Consider the following 20,522-nt stretch of genomic DNA (forward strand, 5'->3'; position numbering starts at 1 on the left):
GGATACTGAACAGGCATCTCCCAGCCCGCAAAATCAACCATCTTGCCGCCAAGCTCGACGTGCAAATCGTAAAGAGGAGTGCGCTTCGGTGAAGTCATTTTTCTAACCTTTCAATCAGCGGGATTGGTCGCGAACGACCGTCACTGTGCAGTGCGCATTCCGCACCACCCGGGCGAGGTTCGGGCCAATCTCATAGTTCGGGAAATCGCCCTTGGTGGAGGCCATGACAATCAGATCAAAGCCCTCTTTGTAGGCGAGTTTCAGGATTTCACGGTAAACGCTGCCTTCTTCGATATGGATCGCCACATCGGAGGCATCGCCGTGGTCCAGAATGGCCTGAACGGCGTTGCGGACGTGATCCTTTGCTCCGGCGCCATAGTTCGCGGGCAGGTTCGGAAGTTGGATAATCTCGGGGATGACGGCAACTGCATGCAGTTCGGCACCGTAGAATTTCGCCTGTTCCAAAGCGATCGGCAGAGCCAGTTTCCAGGAACGGTCGTCGGTATGATCAATGGGCAGCAGGATTTTCGTGGCCATCACGTCTCTCCTCGAGATATGGAATTCTGTTTCAAAGGCGGGGGGCCAGATTGGCCCCCCGTTTTGGTCGGGCCGAACTTATTCGGCAGGTTTTGCCTCCGGCTCTTCGGACTGGCCGCCCGAGGCAAAGAACTCTTTCGTCAGTTTGAAGACGATCGGACTCAACAGGGCCAGGGCAATCAGGTTCGGGATAGCCATCATGGCGTTCAACGTGTCTGCCAGCAGCCAGATAAAGCCCAGATCTGCAGTTGCGCCGAAGTAGATCATGACGATCCACAGGACGCGGTAGGGCATCAGGGATTTCACACCCAGCAGGAACTCAACGCATTTCTCACCATAGAAGGACCAGCCAAGGATAGTGGTGAAGGCGAAGATCGACAGAGCGATGGCGATCAGATACCCACCGATACCCGGCAGCGACAGTTCGAACGCGTGGCTGGTCAGCGCCGCACCGGATTCACCCGATGTCCAAGCACCCGACGCGATGATCGCCAGACCGGTGATCGAGCAGACGATGATGGTGTCGATGAACGTACCCAGCATCGCGATCAGGCCCTGGTTTACCGGACCTTTGGTCTCGGCAGCAGCGTGCGCAATCGGGGCGGAACCCAGCCCGGCTTCGTTCGAGAACACACCACGCGCCACACCAAAGCGGATGGCGGCCCAAACGGCTGCACCCGCGAAACCACCTTCTGCGGCGGACGGAGTGAACGCGTAGGTGAAGACGAGCGACAGCGCATGTCCAATGTTGCCGATGTTGATCAGCAGAACCAGCAGGCCCGCGATGATATAAGCAACGGCCATAAACGGAACCAGCTTACCGGCAACCGCACCAATGCGAGTGATACCGCCCAGGATGACAGCTGCAGTCAGAACCATCAGAACAACGCCAGTGACCGAGGTGTTCAGACCAAAGTTCGCTTCAAGAACCTGTGCCACACCGTTTGCCTGTACGCCGTTGCCGATGCCGAAGGCGGCAACCGCGCCGAACAGGGCGAATGCTACACCCAGCCACGCCCATTTTGCGCCGAGACCGTTCTTGATGTAGTACATCGGGCCGCCAACATAGTTCCCCAGCTCGTCTTTTTCGCGATATTTCACCGCGCAGACAGCTTCGGCATATTTGGTGGCCATGCCCACCAGGGCGGTCATCCACATCCAGAACAAGGCGCCTGGACCGCCCAGGAAGACAGCAGTGGCCACACCAGCGATGTTACCTGTACCGATGGTCGCCGACAGCGAGGTCATCAGCGCGTTGAATGGGCTGATCTGCCCTTCGCCCTGACCTTCCCGGCCTTTGAACAACAGGCTGAAGCCCGTGCCAATGCGCAGGATCGGCATGAATTTCAGCCCGACCTGCAGGAAGAAGCCAACGCCAAGGATGAGGACCAGCATCAGCGGCCCCCACACGACGCCATTGATGGCTCCTACGATTGAATTTAACGCTTCCATGGTATTCCTCCCTAGTGCGTCTGGTTATGCCCCGGCAGCAATCGCTCGTTGGCGAGCTTGCTTGAGGGCGGCAAAGTCTTCGTCCGCGTGGAACGACGAACGGGTCAGCGGAGTGGCCGACACGTGTAGAAAGCCCTTGGAGCGCGCGATCTGCTCCAGCTGGGCGAACTCTTCCGGTGACCAGAACCGGTCGATCGGGTGATGTTTCGGGGTCGGTTGCAGGTATTGCCCGACTGTCAGGAAATCGACATTTGCGGCGCGCAGATCATCCATCACTTGGCGGACGTCACTGAGGCTTTCGCCAAGGCCGACCATCAGGCCGGATTTGGTGAAGATCTCAGGGTTTGCGCGCTTGGCATCATCCAACAGGCGCAAAGACGTATAATATCGCGCGCCGGGACGAACCGTTGGATAAAGATGCGGCACAGTTTCCAGATTGTGGTTGAAAACGTCCGGCGCTGCTTCAAATACCAGATCTGCAGAAGTCCCTTTTCCCAAGAAGTCCGGAGTTAGAACTTCGACGGTAGTTTCAGGGTTTTGGTGCCGCACCGCTCGGATGGTCTGCGCGATATGTTCGGCGCCACCGTCTTCCAAATCGTCGCGGTCAACCGATGTGATAACCACATGACGAAGCCCCAGCTTTTTGACGGCCGCCGCGACACGGCCCGGTTCGAACACATCCAATGCATCCGGTCGACCGGTGGCCACGTTGCAGAAGGAACAGCCACGCGTGCAAACCTCGCCCATGATCATCATGGTGGCGTGGCGCTTGGACCAGCACTCGCCGATATTGGGACAGGCGGCCTCTTCGCAAACCGTCGCCAGGTTATGCTCGCGCATCAAGCGGCGGGTTTCATAATACTCGGTGCTGTCGCCCTTTTTCTTGCGAATCCACTTGGGCTTGCGGGGAATGACACTATCTGCCTTCTTGGCTTTTTCGGGGTGGCGGGGGCGAAGCTGGATGGTCATCTGGCGGCTCCTTCTTACGCGTGGATCGCGCGGCCCAGAGCGTCGAGGCAGGCTTCTTTGACCGCCTCGCCCATAGCTGGATGTGCATGACAGGTGGAGGCGACCTCGGCGACGGTAGCACCTTTGGTCATCGCCAGAACGAGTTCCGCGATCAGATCACCGCCATGCGCACCGCAAATATGCGCGCCCAAAATTTTGCCGTTCGGGTCAGCCAAAACCTTGACCGCGCCGTCGGTTTCTCCGGTCGATCGCGCGCGCGAGTTGGCCATGAAAGCGAATTTGCCGACCAGGTATTCTTTACTGGCTTCTTTCAGTGCCTCTTCAGTCATACCGACCGAGGCAACCTCAGGGTCCGTGTAAACGACACCCGGCACGGTGTTGTAATCGACATGGCCGCCCTGCCCCGCCAACATCTCAACGCAGGCAATGCCATCTTCCTCGGCCTTATGGGCCAGCATCGGTCCGGGGACGCAGTCCCCGATCGCATAGATGCCGGGAACCGATGTGCGGAAGCTGTTGTCAACTTGAACAAAGCCGCGCGGGTCAAGAGCTATCTCCAATTCTTCCAGCCCCAACCCGCGCGTGACGGGCCGGCGTCCGACGGCGATCAGAACCTTGTCGGCTTCGATCACCTCTTCCTTGTCTTTGCCGACCCGGTCCAGAGTAAGCGTCAATCCGGTTTCGGACTTTTCAATGGCCTTCAGCGCGCGTCCCAACTGGAACTTCAGGCCGCGTTTGCTGAGTGCGCGCTGCGCCAGTTTCGCAATCTCACCGTCAATACCGGGCAGAACGCGGTCCAGATACTCAACCACTGTGACATTGGCCCCAAGACGTGCCCAAACCTGACCCAGCTCTAGCCCGATCACCCCTGCCCCGACGACAACCAGATGATCAGGCACCGTGTCCAGCGCCAAGGCACCGGTTGAGCTGAGAACATCCTGCTCATCGATCTCGATACCGTTCAGCGGCGTCGGCTCAGACCCCGTGGCGATCAGGATATTCTTGGCCTCATAGATATCGTCGCCAACCTCCACCTGCCCGTCCGCCGGGATACGGGCCCAGCCTTCGATCAGCTCAACGCCGTTCTTCTTGAATAGAAAACCGATGCCCTTGGTAAGATCGCCAACAATCTTGTCCTTGCGCCCCATCATTGACGGCACGTCGATGCTGGCCCCCTCAACCGCAATGCCATGGGAGGAGAGATGTGCAAGCTCGGCATATTTGGCCGAGGAGGTCAGCAACGCTTTGGAGGGGATGCACCCCACATTCAAACAGGTTCCGCCCAGCGCCCCACGCCCTTCCACGCAAGCCACTTTCATACCCAGTTGAGCCGCGCGGATCGCAGCAACATAACCGCCGGGGCCGCCCCCGATGACGATGAGATCGTAAATGCTCATTGGGTGTTCTTTCAGTAGATTGGATAGTTGGCGCAGAGAGCGCGGACTTTTGCGCGGGTCTCGGCTTCGACGGTTGCATCGCCTTCAGGAGACTCACGCAGCGCATCGAGAACGTCGCCAATCAAATGGCCGATCTGAGTGAACTCATCAGGCCCAAAACCACGGCTACATCCAGCGGCCGTTCCTAGCCGGATACCGCTCGTGATCGTCGGCTTTTCTGGATCACCAGGGACGCTGTTCTTGTTGCAAGTAAACCCGGCGCGTTCCAGCGCGGCTTCTGCATCTTTGCCGGTAACGCCAAGCGGCCGCAGGTCGACCAGCATAAGGTGGTTTTCTGTGCCGCCCGAAACGATGTCACAACCACGCGCCATCATGACGTTTGCCAAAGCATTGGCGCTGTCGACGACACGCTGCATGTACCCCTTGAACTCTGGCTTCAACGCTTCGCCAAAGGCGACGGCCTTACCTGCGATCACGTGCATCAAGGGGCCGCCCTGAAGTCCGGGGAACACAGCAGAATTGATCTTTTTCGCCAACGCCTCGTCATTCGTCAGAATGATCCCGCCGCGCGGACCGCGCAGGGTCTTGTGGGTCGTCGAGGTGACCACATGCGCATGACCAATTGGCGAGGGGTGCAGCCCGGTCGCAACCAGACCCGCGATATGCGCCATATCGGCCAGCAGCCATGCACCGACCTCATCCGCGATCGCACGGAACCGAGCGAAATCGATCTTTTGCGAATAGGCCGAAGCGCCAGCGATAATCAGCTTTGGCTTTTCAGCCTTGGCCAGCGCTTCGACTTGATCATAGTCGATCAGCCCCTCGTCCGTCAGGCCATATTGAACCGGGTGAAACCACTTGCCCGACTGAGCAGGCTTGGCACCGTGCGTCAGGTGACCACCGGCATCAAGCGACATGCCAAGGATCGTGTCACCGGGGCTGAGCAGCGCAAGCTTCACCGCTCCGTTTGCCTGCGCGCCAGAGTGTGGCTGAACGTTGGCGAACTCGCAGCCGAACAACCTCTTCAATCGTTCGATCGCTTCAACCTCAACCTCATCCACATATTCGCAACCGCCGTAGTAGCGGCGACCGGGATAGCCCTCAGCGTACTTGTTCGTGAGCACAGAACCCTGCGCGTTGATCACAGCCTGCGAGACGATATTCTCGGACGCGATAAGCTCGATCTGTTCTGCTTGGCGCTTGCCTTCACGTGCAATCGAAGCAGCAATAACCGGATCTGCATCTTTGAGCGATTTTGTAAACAAGGTTCCCTCCATCATACTCGAATCCCAAGTACGAAATTTTTTTTCCTATAGTGGAAATAGGATACTCTAGGCAACATATATCTCGTACTTGTGAAGTTGTGTAAGGATGGGGAAATCGGTAACCTGCGGAAAATCAGGGAGATTTCTATGGTCGATGACAGCCTGAACGACGCCGTCGGGCCGGAAGAACAGGACGAAGGCGCTGCTTTGGGGCGCTCAATCCGGGATGCGCGCCGTGCAAAAGGGTGGACGTTGGAGGAAGCCGGACGGGCGGCGGGAATCGGTCGCTCGACACTTTCCAAGATCGAAAACAACCAGACGCGACCCAGCTTCGATATTGTTCGCAGGCTGACTCAAGCGCTGGAAATGAGCACCCCGCAGCTGTTTCTGCAATCGGGCCAAAGTGGCATTTCGGGCCGCCGCGACTACACTCCAAAAGGCCAGGGCGAGATGAAGGACACCCCGACATATCTGCACGAGTTGCTCTGCCCTGAACTGACCAGCAAGCGAATGCTGCCTTACATCGCGACGATCAAAGCCCGTGATGTGTCCGAGTTCGAGAACTGGATCAGACATTCGGGTGAAGAATTTATGTATGTGATCAGCGGTGAGCTAACCTTTATTTCAGAACACTACCGCCCGTTGACCATGAAGGCTGGGGATTCCCTGTACTACGACAGCGGCATGGGTCACGGCTGCATTTCAACCAGCAAAGAAGACGCAAAAGTCTTGTGGGTTTCGCTAGAGTGATCTGAGCGCACAGTCGGTTGGACGCGTATGTCGCGGCCGCACAAACAACGCGCCCGCGCCTCCGCCAAGTTTCCCGTCGGTGGGGCTCTGAGCCAAACTCCCAAACACTTGGACGGACTGATCGTCTTCCTCCACGATGATTTATTGAAACTGGATTTCAACAGCGTCAAATGGACAATCCGTTTAAGAGCCCTGATCAGGACAAACGCGTTGTTCGCAAGACACGAGACCGGGGTTCAAAATTGTGCATTCCTCGCCTCAATGAACGAAACCTACAAACTCAATGGCTTGGACCGCCTAGCTCGCCCGAATGCTGATCGCTATTGCAAGCGGTCACAAACAGGCAAACATCGCCAGCCTGATGCCCTGGAACTATCCCGCTGACGTGTGACAAGTTCACATTTTATAGTCCAAGCTTTGTTCGGACGGATAACTGGCACCTCAGTGACCTGTCTTCGTAGGGCTGAGATACTTTGACTTGAGTTCAGGACAGCTAGCTAGATTCGTTCAAGTGCGGTTTCCACTTGGCCGCAAAACTTATCAATATCGCGCTTTAGCATATCGCTTTCTCGGGTCTCATCTCTGACCGCAGATAGCTCATCTACAACAGCTCGCAAATCTTCTTCTGGAGCTGCCTCCGCGATGCGCCCCAAAGCTCGAATAAGGGCGGCCGTTACGAGGCCATTACCCCGGGCAGCGCGTCTTAGGGCTGGCATCGAGTCGTGGAACAGTGACTCTGCTGTGATGGACGGATAAATCACCCTTACGTTTCCGTCGTCATCCCGATACACACCCGTACAGAGCTTGGACGACCACGCACGGGCCAGAGATGCCGATAGACGGTCGATGCAGACTATTGCGGTAAACGTGTCGTTGACACCCGGCGACAACGCCCGAAGTGCAATTTCCACTAGGAGATGGACAGAAAAGCGGATATCTCCGGTAGGATCTCGCGCGGGGATCAACGGAGCTGCCGCTTGCACAAGATCATCGAGGCTCTCGTCACTGTCACCATAAACATTGGCCAGAGTGTCCGTTGGAACCATGAAGTCACCTGGCTGCACATCAAAAACGACGACGGCTCCTGCTTCCTTGGCGGCACCCACCAGACCTTCGGTATTGATCGAGTTCACATATCCAGTGCCCGAAGCCGAGACTTGGCGCTTGTCTCCCTCCTCAGGGACTGCCTCTGAAGATGGAATATCTGCACGGTTTTCGATTGCGGTGCTCACTTGGCGATCCAAGGCTTCAGAAATCCGCGCCGCCTCCTGATCAATGGTTACGCGCGTCGATACTGTATGAACGAAGAGCAGCAGCAAAAGAACTGAAATGATTGAATAGACTATTCCAATCGCAACGGCCGAATTGACGGATGTGTCATCGCGTATCAGCCACAAGATCATCAAGCTGTACAAAAACGTCGCTCCAAGTGAGCCCACTGCAACCTGATTTACCCTGTCTTCGCCAAAGCGCTGCAAGAGCCTGGGCCCAATAGATCCAGCTGCCAAGGTGTAGACCAGCAAAACAATGGAATAGACCATGACCAACGCGGACATGGATGCTGCTGAGATTGCGCTTAGTACATCGCTCGCAGTACGATTAGAAACGCTCAGCCAATCGGAAGCGGACCAACCCCAACTCACGAGCGCTTGCTCCGTTTTGAAGACAATCCCAGCCACCAAAAGCCCTGAAAGACTAATGGCGGCAGGGATGGTTAGGAACCCGCGAAAGTACCTCACTAATTCTCTAGGTGTTTGCATTCCGGTCCCCATTCACGACACGAGCTTTGTTCACGAACCCAGCTTTACGCGAACCGGTCGGCCGCTTCGTTCAAAGCACTCCGCATATCGCCCCATGCAGTCTCGTAGCCCTCTTTGACGTCTTCCCAGGCCTCGTCGCTGGTCGACTTCAAGTCATTCAGTTGAGCCTCTGCGTCAGACCTTGCCTTGTAGAGCTTACTGAGCTGCTCCTCGAGCTCGAGTTTGGCGTCCGCTTCGGCCAGTTTCAGCTTGGCTTCGAGAACATCAATTTGAGCATTCCAGCTATCCAGTTGCAGCTGCGCCTTTTTCTCGTACCCAACGCGTGTCATCAAATTTTCCTTTCGTCTCAAACTTTGGTTCATATCAATGGGAGCTGCCATTTAGGCCGCAACAATTGCCTTGAGCATCCAGACCGCTTCCTCATGCTTCGCCATCCTAGCGTTCATCAAATCCTCTGTAGCCCCATCGCCATAACGGGCAGCGGTCGCGGCAGTCTCACGCAGGTTCCGGGCAATCGCTTCGTGGTCCGCAACCAACTGGTTGATCATACCCTCTGCGTTTTTGACTGTTTCTTCTTCGGTCAACTTGGCTTGGCTAACCATGTCCGTGAACGAGATCGGGGCCACCTGACCCAGAGCGCGCACACGCTCGGCCAAATCATCCGCAGCTTCAAACAGGTCGCGATACTGACGCTCTGTCAGTTCATGGATCGGCAGGAAGAGTGGGCCCACGACGTTCCAATGTGTGCCTTGCGTTTTCACCATCAGAACCATGGTATCGGCCAGCACTTCCGTCACCGCGTTGGCGATCCAGGCGTTTTTGTCGATACCTGTGTCGTTGGTTTCTGCCTGAACTTCAGACTTCAAAACTTGCTGTATCATTTTCACTCCGTTTCGTTACTTGTGGAGTAGAACCTAATAACAAAAAGATATTTTTCAAACAAAATCAGATACTTATTATATGTATCCAACGCATCATGCGGCGTTTCATGATCCTGGGTATCCAGCCCAACTTGCCAACATTGCTGTAGACACGCAGGCCCAATGCCATACATGCTTGGAGTAACTGACGTAAGCTACTGAGGTCATGCCAGTGTCTGATCAAAATCGACCACCAAAGCGCACGGAAAAACTGCAACTGATGCTCGACCTCGAAGAGCTTAAAGCCATCGATGATTGGCGGTTCGAGAACAGATTGCCTTCCAGAGCGGCCGCCATTCGAGAACTCATCCGTCGCGGTCTGATTTCCAACGAGTTCGCAGAGCCACCTACTGACGCGCCTTCCGGCGAGTTTCGTGTTGTGGACGAGTGACAGGAAAACCCACAGAGCAATCCAGTGACGCCAGTGGTGGACCAACATGGCATGAGCGATCAAACGATCCTCTACGTCAGCATCTATTCATCGGTGAAAGGGTATGAGGCGCCCCAACATCTGAGAGTTGGCCGCGTTATCAACCGCATCTTTTTTCAGATGGTGATGACGCCTCGCCATACCGAAAGGCGCGTACGACCAGTTTTGTCAAAGCCCGGCTCGGGTAGATCGGCCAACTGAACATGGGGGGCTGCTGCAGATCCAATCCAAGCCTCGGAGGTATCAAAAAGTGCCGCGTTCACCGGGTGCGCCGGACGAATTGTCAACAGCCCCAAGCTGATCGGCAAGATCGTCCATAGTGGCGGGCTTTCTGGTAGAGATGACCGGCTCGCGCAAATCAATTGAATCGAAACACGGGGAACTTGACATGTGAAGCTCCGCAAGAGCCGAACAGGAAGAGGGGGGCAGCCAGCACCCCCGCAAAGACTGTCAGGCTTTGATCAGATGCCCGCCATCGATATCCAGCACAGAACCTGTCAGGAAACCGTTGGTCATTGCCATGATGACAGCTTGAGCGATTTCGCTGGCCCTGCCGACGCGGCCAACAGGGAGCGATCCACCAACCTGTGCGTACATGCCTTCACGTGCCTCTTCTGGCATGCCTGCATAGGCTTCGGTCGCAACCATCCCGGGGCTGATGCAGTTGACGCGGGACTTACCCGCCAGTTCTTGCGCGAGCCCCATGGTCAAAGCCTCAACAGCCGCGTTCACCGCACCTAGACCGGTCGCGCCGGCCGATGGGCGGCGGCTCAGCACGCCGGAAAACAGCGTGATTGATGCGCCGTCGGCCAGATACGGCAGAACCTCGCGAGCGGTCACGTAGGGGCCAATGAATTTGGCCTCAATCATGCCGCGCAGGTCGTCAGTCGGCAGTTCAGCAAACGCGCCGTGCGCAGCGCTGGATGCCGAGATGACGAGATGATCGACCTCGCCGAGGCTGGCAGCCCATGCTTTGACAGCTGCTTCGTCAGTGGTGTCAACGGAAGCGACCGAAATGTCGCCTTCAATTTCAGACGCAACGGCCGTCAGTTTCTCTTTGTTGCGGCTTGAGATTGTAACCTTGGCGCCCAAACTGGCTGCAAGTTCAGCTGTTGCCTTGCCCATACCGCTACCGCCGCCAACGATGACGACATGTTTGCCTTTAAGCGCGGCTTCAAAAACGTTTGTCACAGTTCCACTCCTTTTCCCTTCAGTTGCATTTGCACCGGATCGCAGCTGTGGGTTGGTTCCGCTGGTTGAGGAACACTCTTCCAGGCCCAACTCCGGTGTTAGGTGCTCCAGGCAACCATCGTGCCCCTTGGAGCTTTCAACCCGCCGCAATCTGAGCGTTTGTTGTTTCTGGTCGGATATCTAGTGCGCAGAACGAAGTTGTTGAAATAGATAAATAGAATGCGATAAATTCACAAAATGAATATTAAATCTCTCGACCTCAACCTCCTCAAAGCCTTCGACGCGATGTACCGAGAACGACATGTCGGCCGCGCTGGGGCGTCTATAGGCCTTGCCCAACCCTCCATGAGTAACGCGCTGAACCGGCTTCGCGCCAGGTTTGAAGATCCACTCTTTCAAAGGGGGCCGGGCGGAATGGTACCAACCAGCCGCGCGGAAGAATTGGCGCCAAAAGTGCAAGGCGCGCTGACGATCGTTTCAGAAATGCTGGAGCAAACCGAGTTTGATCCCAAACATGCCCAAGGCCAAATCACCGTTGCGGCTTCGGACTTGGCAATTCTGCGTTTGGCTCCCGCGATGGTCACTTACTTTTCAAAACACGCACCAAATCTTAGCCTGATCTTCGTACCGATGAACAAGATGACTCTGATTGATCAATTGGATGCCGAAACAGTGACGTTGGCCATTGGTACATTTGGACATCTTCCTGCGCGGTTTCATCGACGGACGATTATGCCGGATAGTTTTGTATGTATCGCCCGCCGCGATCACCCTTTGACCCGAGATGGTTTGACACTTGAGTCGTTCCTAGAGGCTCGTCATGCATTGATGACACTGAACAATGACAAAATCGGCTTTGTAGATAAGGCACTAAAGAAGCTTGGAAAAGCTCGGCAAGTGGTTTTGACCTGCGCTCAATTTGCTCTGCTACCCGATATCGTCGCTCAATCCGACTTGATTGCAACTGTGCCAACGTCGTTGACTCCGGTTGCGCGGCGCGCTGGGTGTGACGTCTTTCCCACGCCATTGGATTTGCCGAAATGGGAAAGCGAAATGGTTTGGACCCAGAAAACTGCACATGAACCCTTGGGGCGCTTCGTTGTAGACTCATTCACTGAAATGAGCCGTTCGACGGAGCTCGATCTGGGAAAAGAGCTTCCTGGGGTCAGTATTCATAACCAATAGATGACTGTGGCCTGCCGCGCTAACGCTAGAGAAAAAGGGGGACGCTACGCCATCTGCTCGACGCTCAGTCAGAAAAAACCGCTAGTGCCACCGCTTGGAATTCCAAGCCGTGAATCCTGCAGCGCAACGAAAATCAATACATCCTGACCTTACGGGTCGGACTGAACGTAGCATCATCCAAAGCCTTAAAGCTACTTTGGTCCGGTCAGCCCTTTCAGAACGAAATCCGCTGTGCTTGGGCTGCTTGCGAAGGGTAGATCATAAACAATCGCTAGACGGCTCAGGGCTTTGACATCCACGTCGTGCGGCATCGGCGACATTGGGTCGATAAAAAAGAACAAACCGTCCAGCCGGCCTTCGCAGATCATTGCCCCAAGTTGCTGGTCGCCGCCTAGTGGTCCACTATGCAACGCGGTGACATTAAGCTCAGGCAACGCGGCCCTGAGGCGGCCACCGGTGGTTCCGGTGGCGAACAATTCCGCCTGACTTAGGATGTCAGCATGGGACTGGGCCCATTCGACCATCAGATCTTTCTTGGCGTCATGGGCAACCAGGGCCAGTTTCAGCGGTCTACCTGATGAATTGCTCGACATAGTCCGCCCCTAATCCGACTTCCTCATAGTGCTTACGGCACATCTCGATTTTAGTGAAGACGTCCTCATACCCCATGGTTTTGCCCCATGGGTCAACATAAAGCATCACGCCGTTGACCTGGAAATAGGTGATCATTTCGTCGACATCATCGGGTACAATCAGAGTGTGGGTTTCGCCCGGCGGTTCAAATACATAACCGCCTTCCTCCGCGACCCAGTCATGTTCCAGGTAATGCCAGCGGCCTTTCAGAACAAAACCATGAACGGGCTGCGGATGCCGATGCCTGGACAGAACCCCGGATTTCCGCACGCGCAACAGGTTCATCCAGTACCCCTGAGACCGGTTCAAGCAGAGCGGTCGGAACGAGACGTTTTCGGTTTGCGGCACCCAGACCCTCTCGTCTTTGGCGACGGCTTCAGGGATGACGATCTCCTCCTGCGCATCCTTGGGGAAGGGCAGTTGATAAGGCATCCTGGGATCGTCGTCGTTTCCTTGTACTGGCATCAGTTGCCCTCCTCACATTGCAGAATAGCCGCCGTCCACAGGATAGACAGCGCCGGTCACAAAAGCAGCCTCATCCGACAGTAGCCAAGCAGCCAGTGCGCCAACCTCGGATGGTTTGCCCCAACGGTCCAGCGGTGTCCGACCCAGAATAGGCTGGTTGCGGGCCGGATCGGCGCGCAGGGCCTCGGTCATTTCGGTTTCGATCCATCCGGGTGCAACTGCATTGACGCGCACGCCATCTTCAGCCCATTTCCCGGCCAAAGCCTTAGTCAACTGCGCCACGCCGCCTTTGCTGGCAGAATAAGCAGGAACAAGTGGCCCACCAAAGTAACTGAGCATCGACGCGGTGTTCACGATCGCCCCGCCCGATGCGACCAACACGGGTTGCGCGGCCAGACAGCAGCGCATGGTACCGGTCAGGTTGATATCGATCACTGTCTCAAAAACGTCGATCTCATACTCCGCGCCACGTGCCAGAATACCCGCGCAATTGACCAGCCCGTCGAGTTTCTCGATCCCACCGAAGAACGCGGTTACGGCCTGAGTATCCCGCACATCCAACTGCGCACAGACGTCGTCAGGGTGCTGCGCAGCATATTCCGAAACCTCTTCAGCTCCAACACCGGTCGCGGTGATGCGCCATCCCTTACGGCGAAGTTCCCCTGCGATACCGGCGCCTATGCCGCGGGTGCCGCCAATGACAACGGCGTGTTTCATGGATCAGTCTCCTTCCGCAAGAAACGCCTCGACCGCATCTCTACGAGGCATCGGGGCAACCGCACCGTACCCTTGGGTCGAAAGCGCAGCAGCGGCGTTGGCATAGCGTGCGGCCTGAAATGGGTCGTCGCCCGCAACAATACGAGACAGGAAAGCACCGTCAAATGTGTCGCCTGCGGCCGTGGCATCCACCGCTTCGACCCGGCGGCCTTTGACACGTTCGCGCTTGTCTGGTGTTGCAACCAGGGTCCCTTCGGCCCCCAGCGTCAGGGCGACAATTTTTGCACCGAGGTTCAGGTAAGAATCTGCGATGTCATCGGGATCGGACAAGCCTGTCAGTTGCTCGGCATCATCCAGACCAGGAAGGGCAATATCGCATTTTGACATGGCCGCGTGCGTCACAGCGCGGGCGCGTTCGATCGGCCAGAGCTTCAGACGCAGATTGGTGTCGTAGGACACGAGGCCTCCACCGTCCTTTACAATCTGAATGGCCCGAAACACGGTATCGGCGGCAACATCCGAAATCGCCTGACTGATTCCCGATACGTGCAGTATCTTCACCGATTGCAACGCCGCCACTGGCAGATCATCTGGCTCCATCCGGCTACTGGCCGAGCCTGCGCGGAAATAGCTAAACTCATGCCCGTTCGCGCCATGCGTCACAAAATAGACCCCGGTATGAGCATCCGCGACCTGACGCACGGTCGAGGTGTCGATCCCCTCGACCTTCCACAGATCAATGAAGGAATTGCCGAACGTATCGGCGCCGATATGCGTCACATAGCCGACGGACGCACCCTGTCGCGCGGCGGCGATTGCGCAGTTCGAGGTGTCACCGCCATGTCCGGGCAGATAGTTCCCGTCAGGCTGTTGGTTGAACTCCAGCATCGGTTCGCCAAGGCACAGAATATCGGGGGTCATGATCATCTCATCTTTGCAAAAAAGGGCCAGCCCCGGTGGGCTGACCAAGGAGTTTGGGAGGGTTATTCGGTCGTATAGCTTTGGCCGACACCCGGAATCTTCCAGATGCGGAAGTTTGGGATTTCAGGGTCTTCAAAGTTCATGTCACCATCGACCCAGAGATGCAGGTGGTTCGAGACCACATACATCTCACCATCCGGACCCCAAGCCAGCGTGTCGGGCCAGTTCATTTCCGGGTGGTGGACGAAACGGCTGACCTCGCGCGTGGATTCATCGAATTTCATGATGCCGTCCAGTGACAGGGCGGTCATATAGATGTTGCCTGCATTGTCCGCTGTCATCCCATCGGTGTTCGAAGGCAGCACTGCGGCAACCTCAACGGCGTTTTCGATGACTGTTTCATTGGTCTCGAAGTCCCGCAGGACTTCGGTCGGAAGGCTATAGAGATGATTGCCAGTCAGGTTGGTCCAGTAGAGCGTTTCCTTGTCGCCAGACAACGCGATACCGTCGGCACCGGTGCGCATGCCGCCATTCTTCAGCACCGGACGGTCGTCAATGTTGAAGAAGAAATTCTGCTCATCATTGGTAAACCGATGCTGGTCCAGAATACGACGCACTGAGTTGGTGTTGCTGTCATATACGATCAGGCCGCCATGCAGCGGGTCACAGAAGATGCCACTGTCCGCGATATAGGCAAAGCCGGTGTCGTTATCGACGGCCAGATCGTTCAGGAAAGAACACTGACGGTCCGCTTCTTCTGCCGTGAAGACATAGCGCTGAATTTCCTTGTTCTCTTTCAGATCCCACAGCACGAGCTTCGCGTCGCCCTCCTCGAACGGAGGGCCTGCCACGTGGCCCTGATCCAGGATCCACATCACGTCATTGCGGTCGATCTCAAAACCCAGAACGGCTTTCAGGCCATCGGGGTTCGACATGCTGTTCATTTCTTCAGACGGAAACGCCTCGAGTTCCCAAATGTCTCCGTTTTTGACCAGCTTGGAAACGGTTGAGGGGACCTCGGCCCCGCCCCAGCGTGCGGTGGACACATAGATGTTGCCTTGGCTGTCGACTTTGGCGCCCTGAACCAGTGCTTTGCCGTAGATCTCGCTCCCTTCCCAAGCGGATTTTGTCGCCTCATCCTTGACGGCATAGGGCAGAGTGTTCCATTCCGCGACCACCTCGAGCCCGTTCGCGAGCGCCGGGGTAGCCAGAACGGCGGTAAGGGCCACCGTGTTGAGCATTCGTTTCAGCATGTATTCCTCCCTTGCTGAGATCTGGTGTCCCGCAGGTTGTTGCGAGCAACCTGCGGGACGGATTGTTGTTTTAGATACGGCCGTATTTCGCCAGACCTTCGCGCAGCGAGCCGCTTTCAATGATCAGACGCGCCTGTTCGGCTTCGCGCTCATCAATCTCGCGTGCCATGTCCAAGATCGCTTCGGCGTGTTCACGAGGGACCACAACCGCACCGTCGATATCTGCAACGATGATGTCGCCGGGGTGTACAATCACACCGCCCATGTCGACTTCTACATTGGAAGCCAGCGTACGAACGCGGCCCAGAGTGGTGCCCGGGTTAACGCAGCGGGAATAGACCGGGAAGTCATAGTCACGCTTGATCTCGACCAGATCACGCACACCACCGTCCAGAACGGCACCTTCGTGTTTGTTGGCAACGGCTCCGGCGGTCATCAGACCACCCCACAGCGCCACATCGGTAGTGCCATTGGTCGAGATCACGATGACCGAACCGGCCTCGGATTCGTCGATGGCGTCCAGCGCGTGTTGCGGCGGCAGGAATTCGTCAGTTGGTCCTTCCAGAATTGTTACGGCTGGACCGACGATCTTCCTTTCATTGATGCGCGGTTTGATCGAGGCGGGCAGAAATCCGGTCTTGCCGGACACCTTGTCCACGGCATCCGCGACTGATGCGGTGGCCACGTCGCGAAACCCGGCAACGAGTTCTTGGGTGTTCATGAGAGTATCCTCTTACGTTGGGAAGATTGAAAAGATGCGGCTGTGAGAGACGCGTTGATTTGTGCGCGAGCCAAGTCGATGTGACCGGCCTCGAGCGCCTGGGCGGGCAGCAGATTTCCACCCATGCCGACGCAAAGCGCACCGGCGTTCAGATAGGTTTGCGCAGTGTCAGGAGACACGCCGCCAGTCGGCATCAGGGCGAGATTGGGAAACACGGATTTGACGGCCTTCAGGAAGCCGGGCCCTCCGGCAGCATCGGCCGGAAAAATCTTGATCACCGCAGCACCGTTTTCCGCATGATGGTGAACCTCGCCCGGTGTCATTGCTCCGGGCAGATAGGGCACTTTCGCGGCACCGGCTTCGCGCGCAGCAGCATCGCTCCAGCACGGAGAAACAACAAATTCGGCACCAGCGGCCAACACTGCGTCAGCCTGATCAGCGTCAAGAACCGTTCCGGCACCGGTGTAAATTGCAGGATAGCGTTGACGCAGCTCAGCGATCAGAGCTGCGGCATCCGGAACCGTAGTGGTAATCTCCAATGCGCGGTTTCCGGCCTCGGCCAGCAGGTCACAGGCCGTCAAAGCGATCTCGGGGTCGCTATGGCGGATCACCGGGACAATTTGCGCCGATCGCAAAGTGCTAACGAAATCTACCATTTGTTCACCCAGTGATCGGGTTGCTCGTCCCCAAGAACTCTCGCGACTTCACGCGCAGCACATCGCTGCAGCACCGCAACCGATCGTTCAGAGTACCAGGCAGCATGATCCGACACGATCGTGTTGGGGCTATGTAAAAGGGGGTTGGTCGGGTCGACGGGTTCCTGTTCGAACACGTCAATACCAGCCCCGAAAATGCGACCTTGATGCAGGGCCTGAGCCAATGCGACTTCGTCCACCAAACCGCCGCGCGACACGTTGATCACGATTGAGGTTGGCTTCATCTGCGCGATACGCTCGGCGTTCAGAATATGCCGTGTTTCGGGGGTGAGAGGAGCATGCAGACTGATGACGTCGGACGCCTTGCAGAGGTCGATCAAATCCACCTTTTGCACATCCGCCGCTTGGGCTGCGTCGTCGCTAAGGTAGGGGTCAAAAACTAGAACCGAAGCGAACCCCAGGGCCCGGAACTTCCGTGCAGCTTGCAGGCCGATCTTTCCGCAGCCAATCAGGCCAAGGGTGGCGTTTTCGCGGCTGGGGATCAACGCCGCCTGCCCTACTCCCCATTGACCCTGCCGCACTTCGGCATCTCGGGACGGAATGCGCCGCTGCACGGCCAAATACAACGCCAGCGCATGTTCGCTGACTTCGGTTTCCGCACCATAGTCTGGCACATTCGCAACATAGATGCCGCGCGATTGCGCGTAGTTCAGGTCGATATTGTCGACGCCCACCCCATAGCGGACGACGACTTTCAGGTTCGGGCAGGCATCGATCACGGCCGCATCCACAATGCGTTCCCGCACAAGGATGGCGACCGGATCCAACGCCTGCAGGGCCGGGACCGCCTCGGTTTCCGGCGCAACCGGCGCGATCTGAACATCCTGCTCAGCCAACACCGAAGCCTCGGCGTCATAGGCGGCATAGCCGGGTTCAAGAATAGCGATGGTTTGGCGGGTCATGTGGCGGTCTCTCGGCATGGGTTATTGGGCCTTATAGGCTTCGACGGCGGCGTCGAGGCGGTCGGGCCACTCCTCGCCGATCTCACCCACGATGTATTCACGCACCGCAGGCTGCGCGGCTTCGCGGAACAGAGCCTTCTGCACGGGGCTGACAGGGACCACTTCCATGCCTTTTTCCGACAGGATCGCGGTCGCATTCGCGTCCTGCGCGGCGGTCATGCCACGGTGGATCGTTTTCGAGATCTCGACGCATTGTTCGACGGCTTTCTTCTCGTCATCCGTCAGGCTTTCGAAGAACATGTCCGACATCAGATAGGCGTGCCAGCTGAACACATGGCCATCCAGCGAGACGTATTTCTGGTGCTGGTAGAGCGACGCGTTGACGATATTCGTCACGCCGTTTTCCTGACCGTCCACAACGCCCTGCTGCAGTGCACCGGGAAGTTCCGGCCACGGAACGGGAGTCGCCGATGCGCCGAGGCTTTCGACCAGAGTCACCCAGACCGGCGCGGTCATTACGCGCATTTTCAGGCCTTCCATATCGGCAGGTTCGGCCACGGGCTTCACGTTGTTGGTAAAATTGCGCACCCCGTTGTCGGCCACGCCAAAGCTGCGGATGCCGGTTTTCGCCCGCATGTCTTCAGCCAGCGCGTCACCGAATTCACCGTCCATCACCGCCCAGGCCATCGCCTGATCGTCGAACAGATAGGGCATCGCCAAAACCGAGAAGGGTTTATAGACAGCCGAGATCGGGCCGTCATGGATCGCCGCCATCTGAACGGTGCCCAGCTGCAGCCCTTCCATGATCTCGGACCCGCCTCCCAGCTGAGATGCAGGGAAGATCTGAACATCAATCGAACCCGAGGTTTTGCCCTCGACGCAGGCCTCAAACGCCAGCGCGGCAGCGTGTTTGGGCGAGCTCAGGTCAGCGGCTTGAAAATGTGCGTATTTCAGCTCTTTAGCCGAGGCCGCACTGGCGGCGGTCATTGCAACAACAGCTGTTGCCGTCATCAGTTTCGACATGGTTTTCATGAGGTTCCTCCCTTTCATGTCAGTTCGCAAATCCAAAGAAGTTGGGGATGAAGGTGCTGACGCCTGGCACAAGAATGACCAGAAGAAGCACTACGAGTTCAGCCAGCAGCAGCGGCAGAACCGCTTTTGACAGGCGTTCGATCTTCAATTGTCCGACCGTGGCGATCACGAACAGCACCGGACCAACCGGAGGGGTGATCATCCCGATAGTCAGGTTCAGCACCAACATCATCCCGAATTGCAGCGGGTCGATCCCCGCGGAATAGGCAATGGGACCTAGGATCGGAGTCAGGATGATCAGCGCGGGCAGCGTGTCGATAAAGAAGCCGCAGATCAGGGCAAAAGCCGCCAGAATGAACAGAATGCCCAGACGGTTGTCGGTGATCTGGGTGATCAGCTTGGCCAATTCCTGTGGAATTTGCAGGTAAGTCAGTAGCCAGGCAAAGATCGACGCCATCGCCACGATCAGGAAGACCGAGGACGTCACCACCGCAGCCCGCACAAAAGCGGCGTACAGAGCGCGGACCGTGAAGGCGCGCAGGATGAAACCAAGGAACAGAGCGTAGGCTGAGGCCACCGCGCCCGCCTCGGTGGGTGTGAACACACCGAAAAGGATACCGCCCAGAATGATTGCTGGCATGATCAGGGCCGGAATGGCCGCCAGGGTTGCACTGCGCAACTCAACCATGGTGGCGCGATGTTCACGCCCGCGGTAGCCGTTACGAGTGGACACGATATGGTTCGCGATGGCCAGCGCAACGCCCAGCATAACCCCAGGCACAATTCCAGCCAAAAACAGTCCGGCGACTGTAACTCCATTGGTCGAAATCGCAAAAATTACAGCCAGAATGGACGGCGGGATGATCGGGCCGATGGTGGCCGTGGCAGCGGACAGGGCACCGGCGTAATTCTTCTCATACCCGGCCTCACGCATCATCCGCATGACGATGGCAGAAGGCCCTGCAGCATCCGCCAGGGCAGAGCCGCTGATCCCCGCGAACAGCATCGACACAAGGATGTTCACATGCCCCAGCCCGCCTCGCACATGTCCAACCAGAGCGTTGGCAAAGCGCAGCAATGCATTTGTTAGCCCGCAGGCCGTCATCAGCTCGGACGCGAGAATAAAGAAAGGCACCGCCATCAGCGGGAAACTGTCGATCCCGGCGAACATGCGTTGGGTTGCGACCAGTGGGTTCAACGAACCGTCGATAAAGATCGCCGACAGGCCGGCGATCCCCATCGTGAAGGCTACGGGAACACCCAGAAACAGCGTCGCGAAGAACAGGATGATCAGGGTTTTTGCCAC

The 20,522-nt window shown here is 57.0% G+C and carries 23 protein-coding genes; 4 read left to right on the forward strand and 19 right to left on the reverse strand.

What is annotated here, in order from left to right; all coding sequences use genetic code 11:
* Positions 1 to 114: 114 nt before the first annotated feature.
* The 5 genes from ACR0KL_RS21170 to glyA form a co-directional block, all read right to left on the reverse strand.
* Positions 115 to 537: a universal stress protein gene (locus ACR0KL_RS21170; protein WP_170680934.1), complete on the reverse strand. Its 423-nt coding sequence runs from the start codon at positions 535 to 537 to the stop codon at positions 115 to 117.
* A gap of 78 nt (positions 538 to 615) precedes the next feature.
* The gene (locus ACR0KL_RS21175) at positions 616 to 1,989 is read right to left on the reverse strand and encodes an alanine/glycine:cation symporter family protein (protein WP_170680932.1); all 1,374 of its coding nucleotides are present in this window, start codon (positions 1,987 to 1,989) and stop codon (positions 616 to 618) included.
* A gap of 24 nt (positions 1,990 to 2,013) precedes the next feature.
* Positions 2,014 to 2,958: a lipoyl synthase gene (lipA, locus tag ACR0KL_RS21180; protein ID WP_170556289.1), complete on the reverse strand. Its 945-nt coding sequence runs from the start codon at positions 2,956 to 2,958 to the stop codon at positions 2,014 to 2,016.
* Positions 2,959 to 2,972: 14 nt separating this feature from the next.
* The gene (gene lpdA / locus ACR0KL_RS21185) at positions 2,973 to 4,355 is read right to left on the reverse strand and encodes a dihydrolipoyl dehydrogenase (protein WP_480777472.1); all 1,383 of its coding nucleotides are present in this window, start codon (positions 4,353 to 4,355) and stop codon (positions 2,973 to 2,975) included.
* 11 nt (positions 4,356 to 4,366) lie between these two features.
* Complete coding sequence (gene glyA / locus ACR0KL_RS21190) at positions 4,367 to 5,635, reverse strand: serine hydroxymethyltransferase (protein WP_170680928.1); 1,269 nt, start codon at positions 5,633 to 5,635, stop codon at positions 4,367 to 4,369.
* A 132-nt stretch (positions 5,636 to 5,767) separates the two neighbouring features.
* On the opposite strand from glyA, the gene ACR0KL_RS21195 reads away from it, so the two are divergent.
* Both ACR0KL_RS21195 and ACR0KL_RS21200 read left to right on the forward strand, forming a co-directional pair.
* A complete protein-coding gene (locus ACR0KL_RS21195) occupies positions 5,768 to 6,370 on the forward strand; it encodes an XRE family transcriptional regulator (RefSeq protein WP_170637784.1) in 603 nt (200 codons plus the stop codon).
* 27 nt (positions 6,371 to 6,397) lie between these two features.
* Positions 6,398 to 6,754, forward strand: a complete 357-nt coding sequence (locus ACR0KL_RS21200; RefSeq protein WP_170680926.1) for an IS66 family transposase — start codon at positions 6,398 to 6,400, stop codon at positions 6,752 to 6,754.
* Positions 6,755 to 6,867: 113 nt separating this feature from the next.
* On the opposite strand, the gene ACR0KL_RS21205 is transcribed toward ACR0KL_RS21200, so the two are convergent.
* From ACR0KL_RS21205 to ACR0KL_RS21215, 3 genes are read right to left on the reverse strand one after another with little or no spacing between them, the layout of a single operon-like run.
* A complete protein-coding gene (locus ACR0KL_RS21205) occupies positions 6,868 to 8,142 on the reverse strand; it encodes a DUF2254 domain-containing protein (protein ID WP_480555561.1) in 1,275 nt (424 codons plus the stop codon).
* Between the two features lie 32 nt (positions 8,143 to 8,174).
* The gene (locus ACR0KL_RS21210) at positions 8,175 to 8,459 is read right to left on the reverse strand and encodes a sll1863 family stress response protein (RefSeq protein ID WP_480777473.1); all 285 of its coding nucleotides are present in this window, start codon (positions 8,457 to 8,459) and stop codon (positions 8,175 to 8,177) included.
* Positions 8,460 to 8,510: 51 nt separating this feature from the next.
* On the reverse strand, positions 8,511 to 9,011 hold the full coding sequence (locus tag ACR0KL_RS21215) for a Dps family protein (protein ID WP_170637777.1): 501 nt from the start codon (positions 9,009 to 9,011) through the stop codon (positions 8,511 to 8,513).
* 211 nt (positions 9,012 to 9,222) lie between these two features.
* Between ACR0KL_RS21215 and ACR0KL_RS21220 the strand changes: the two genes are divergently transcribed.
* On the forward strand, positions 9,223 to 9,441 hold the full coding sequence (locus tag ACR0KL_RS21220; RefSeq protein WP_170474859.1) for a hypothetical protein: 219 nt from the start codon (positions 9,223 to 9,225) through the stop codon (positions 9,439 to 9,441).
* A gap of 489 nt (positions 9,442 to 9,930) precedes the next feature.
* Here the strand turns inward: ACR0KL_RS21220 and ACR0KL_RS21225 are convergent, their stop codons facing one another.
* Positions 9,931 to 10,671 (reverse strand): SDR family oxidoreductase, encoded by a 741-nt coding sequence (locus ACR0KL_RS21225; protein WP_170680918.1) that lies wholly within the window; start codon positions 10,669 to 10,671, stop codon positions 9,931 to 9,933.
* Between the two features lie 237 nt (positions 10,672 to 10,908).
* On the opposite strand from ACR0KL_RS21225, the gene ACR0KL_RS21230 reads away from it, so the two are divergent.
* Complete coding sequence (locus ACR0KL_RS21230; protein ID WP_170680916.1) at positions 10,909 to 11,856, forward strand: LysR family transcriptional regulator; 948 nt, start codon at positions 10,909 to 10,911, stop codon at positions 11,854 to 11,856.
* A 191-nt stretch (positions 11,857 to 12,047) separates the two neighbouring features.
* Here ACR0KL_RS21230 and ACR0KL_RS21235 read toward each other — a convergent pair whose 3' ends face one another.
* The 10 genes from ACR0KL_RS21235 to ACR0KL_RS21280 form a co-directional block, all read right to left on the reverse strand.
* A complete protein-coding gene (locus ACR0KL_RS21235; protein ID WP_170680914.1) occupies positions 12,048 to 12,449 on the reverse strand; it encodes a methylglyoxal synthase in 402 nt (133 codons plus the stop codon).
* Positions 12,427 to 12,954, reverse strand: a complete 528-nt coding sequence (locus ACR0KL_RS21240; RefSeq protein ID WP_170680912.1) for a 2,4'-dihydroxyacetophenone dioxygenase family protein — start codon at positions 12,952 to 12,954, stop codon at positions 12,427 to 12,429. Before ACR0KL_RS21240 ends, ACR0KL_RS21235 begins: the two co-directional genes overlap by 23 nt.
* A gap of 12 nt (positions 12,955 to 12,966) precedes the next feature.
* Entirely contained in the window at positions 12,967 to 13,671 is a 705-nt protein-coding gene (locus ACR0KL_RS21245; protein ID WP_170680910.1) for an SDR family oxidoreductase, read from the reverse strand.
* A 3-nt stretch (positions 13,672 to 13,674) separates the two neighbouring features.
* The gene (locus tag ACR0KL_RS21250; RefSeq protein WP_170680908.1) at positions 13,675 to 14,592 is read right to left on the reverse strand and encodes a sugar kinase; all 918 of its coding nucleotides are present in this window, start codon (positions 14,590 to 14,592) and stop codon (positions 13,675 to 13,677) included.
* Positions 14,593 to 14,654: 62 nt separating this feature from the next.
* A complete protein-coding gene (locus ACR0KL_RS21255) occupies positions 14,655 to 15,845 on the reverse strand; it encodes an L-dopachrome tautomerase-related protein (protein WP_480777474.1) in 1,191 nt (396 codons plus the stop codon).
* A gap of 70 nt (positions 15,846 to 15,915) precedes the next feature.
* Positions 15,916 to 16,566 carry an RraA family protein gene (locus tag ACR0KL_RS21260; RefSeq protein ID WP_170680904.1) on the reverse strand — a complete coding sequence of 217 codons (651 nt, stop codon included), beginning with the start codon at positions 16,564 to 16,566 and terminating at the stop codon, positions 15,916 to 15,918.
* Positions 16,563 to 17,222, reverse strand: a complete 660-nt coding sequence (locus tag ACR0KL_RS21265; protein WP_480777475.1) for a bifunctional 4-hydroxy-2-oxoglutarate aldolase/2-dehydro-3-deoxy-phosphogluconate aldolase — start codon at positions 17,220 to 17,222, stop codon at positions 16,563 to 16,565. Before ACR0KL_RS21265 ends, ACR0KL_RS21260 begins: the two co-directional genes overlap by 4 nt.
* Complete coding sequence (locus ACR0KL_RS21270) at positions 17,216 to 18,184, reverse strand: C-terminal binding protein (protein ID WP_170680900.1); 969 nt, start codon at positions 18,182 to 18,184, stop codon at positions 17,216 to 17,218. Before ACR0KL_RS21270 ends, ACR0KL_RS21265 begins: the two co-directional genes overlap by 7 nt.
* Positions 18,185 to 18,205: 21 nt before the next feature.
* Positions 18,206 to 19,216, reverse strand: a complete 1,011-nt coding sequence (locus ACR0KL_RS21275; protein ID WP_480555568.1) for a DctP family TRAP transporter solute-binding subunit — start codon at positions 19,214 to 19,216, stop codon at positions 18,206 to 18,208.
* Positions 19,217 to 19,235: 19 nt separating this feature from the next.
* Complete coding sequence (locus tag ACR0KL_RS21280) at positions 19,236 to 20,522, reverse strand: TRAP transporter large permease (protein ID WP_170644261.1); 1,287 nt, start codon at positions 20,520 to 20,522, stop codon at positions 19,236 to 19,238.

It is taken from the genome of Ruegeria sp. C8 (genome assembly GCF_056537565.1).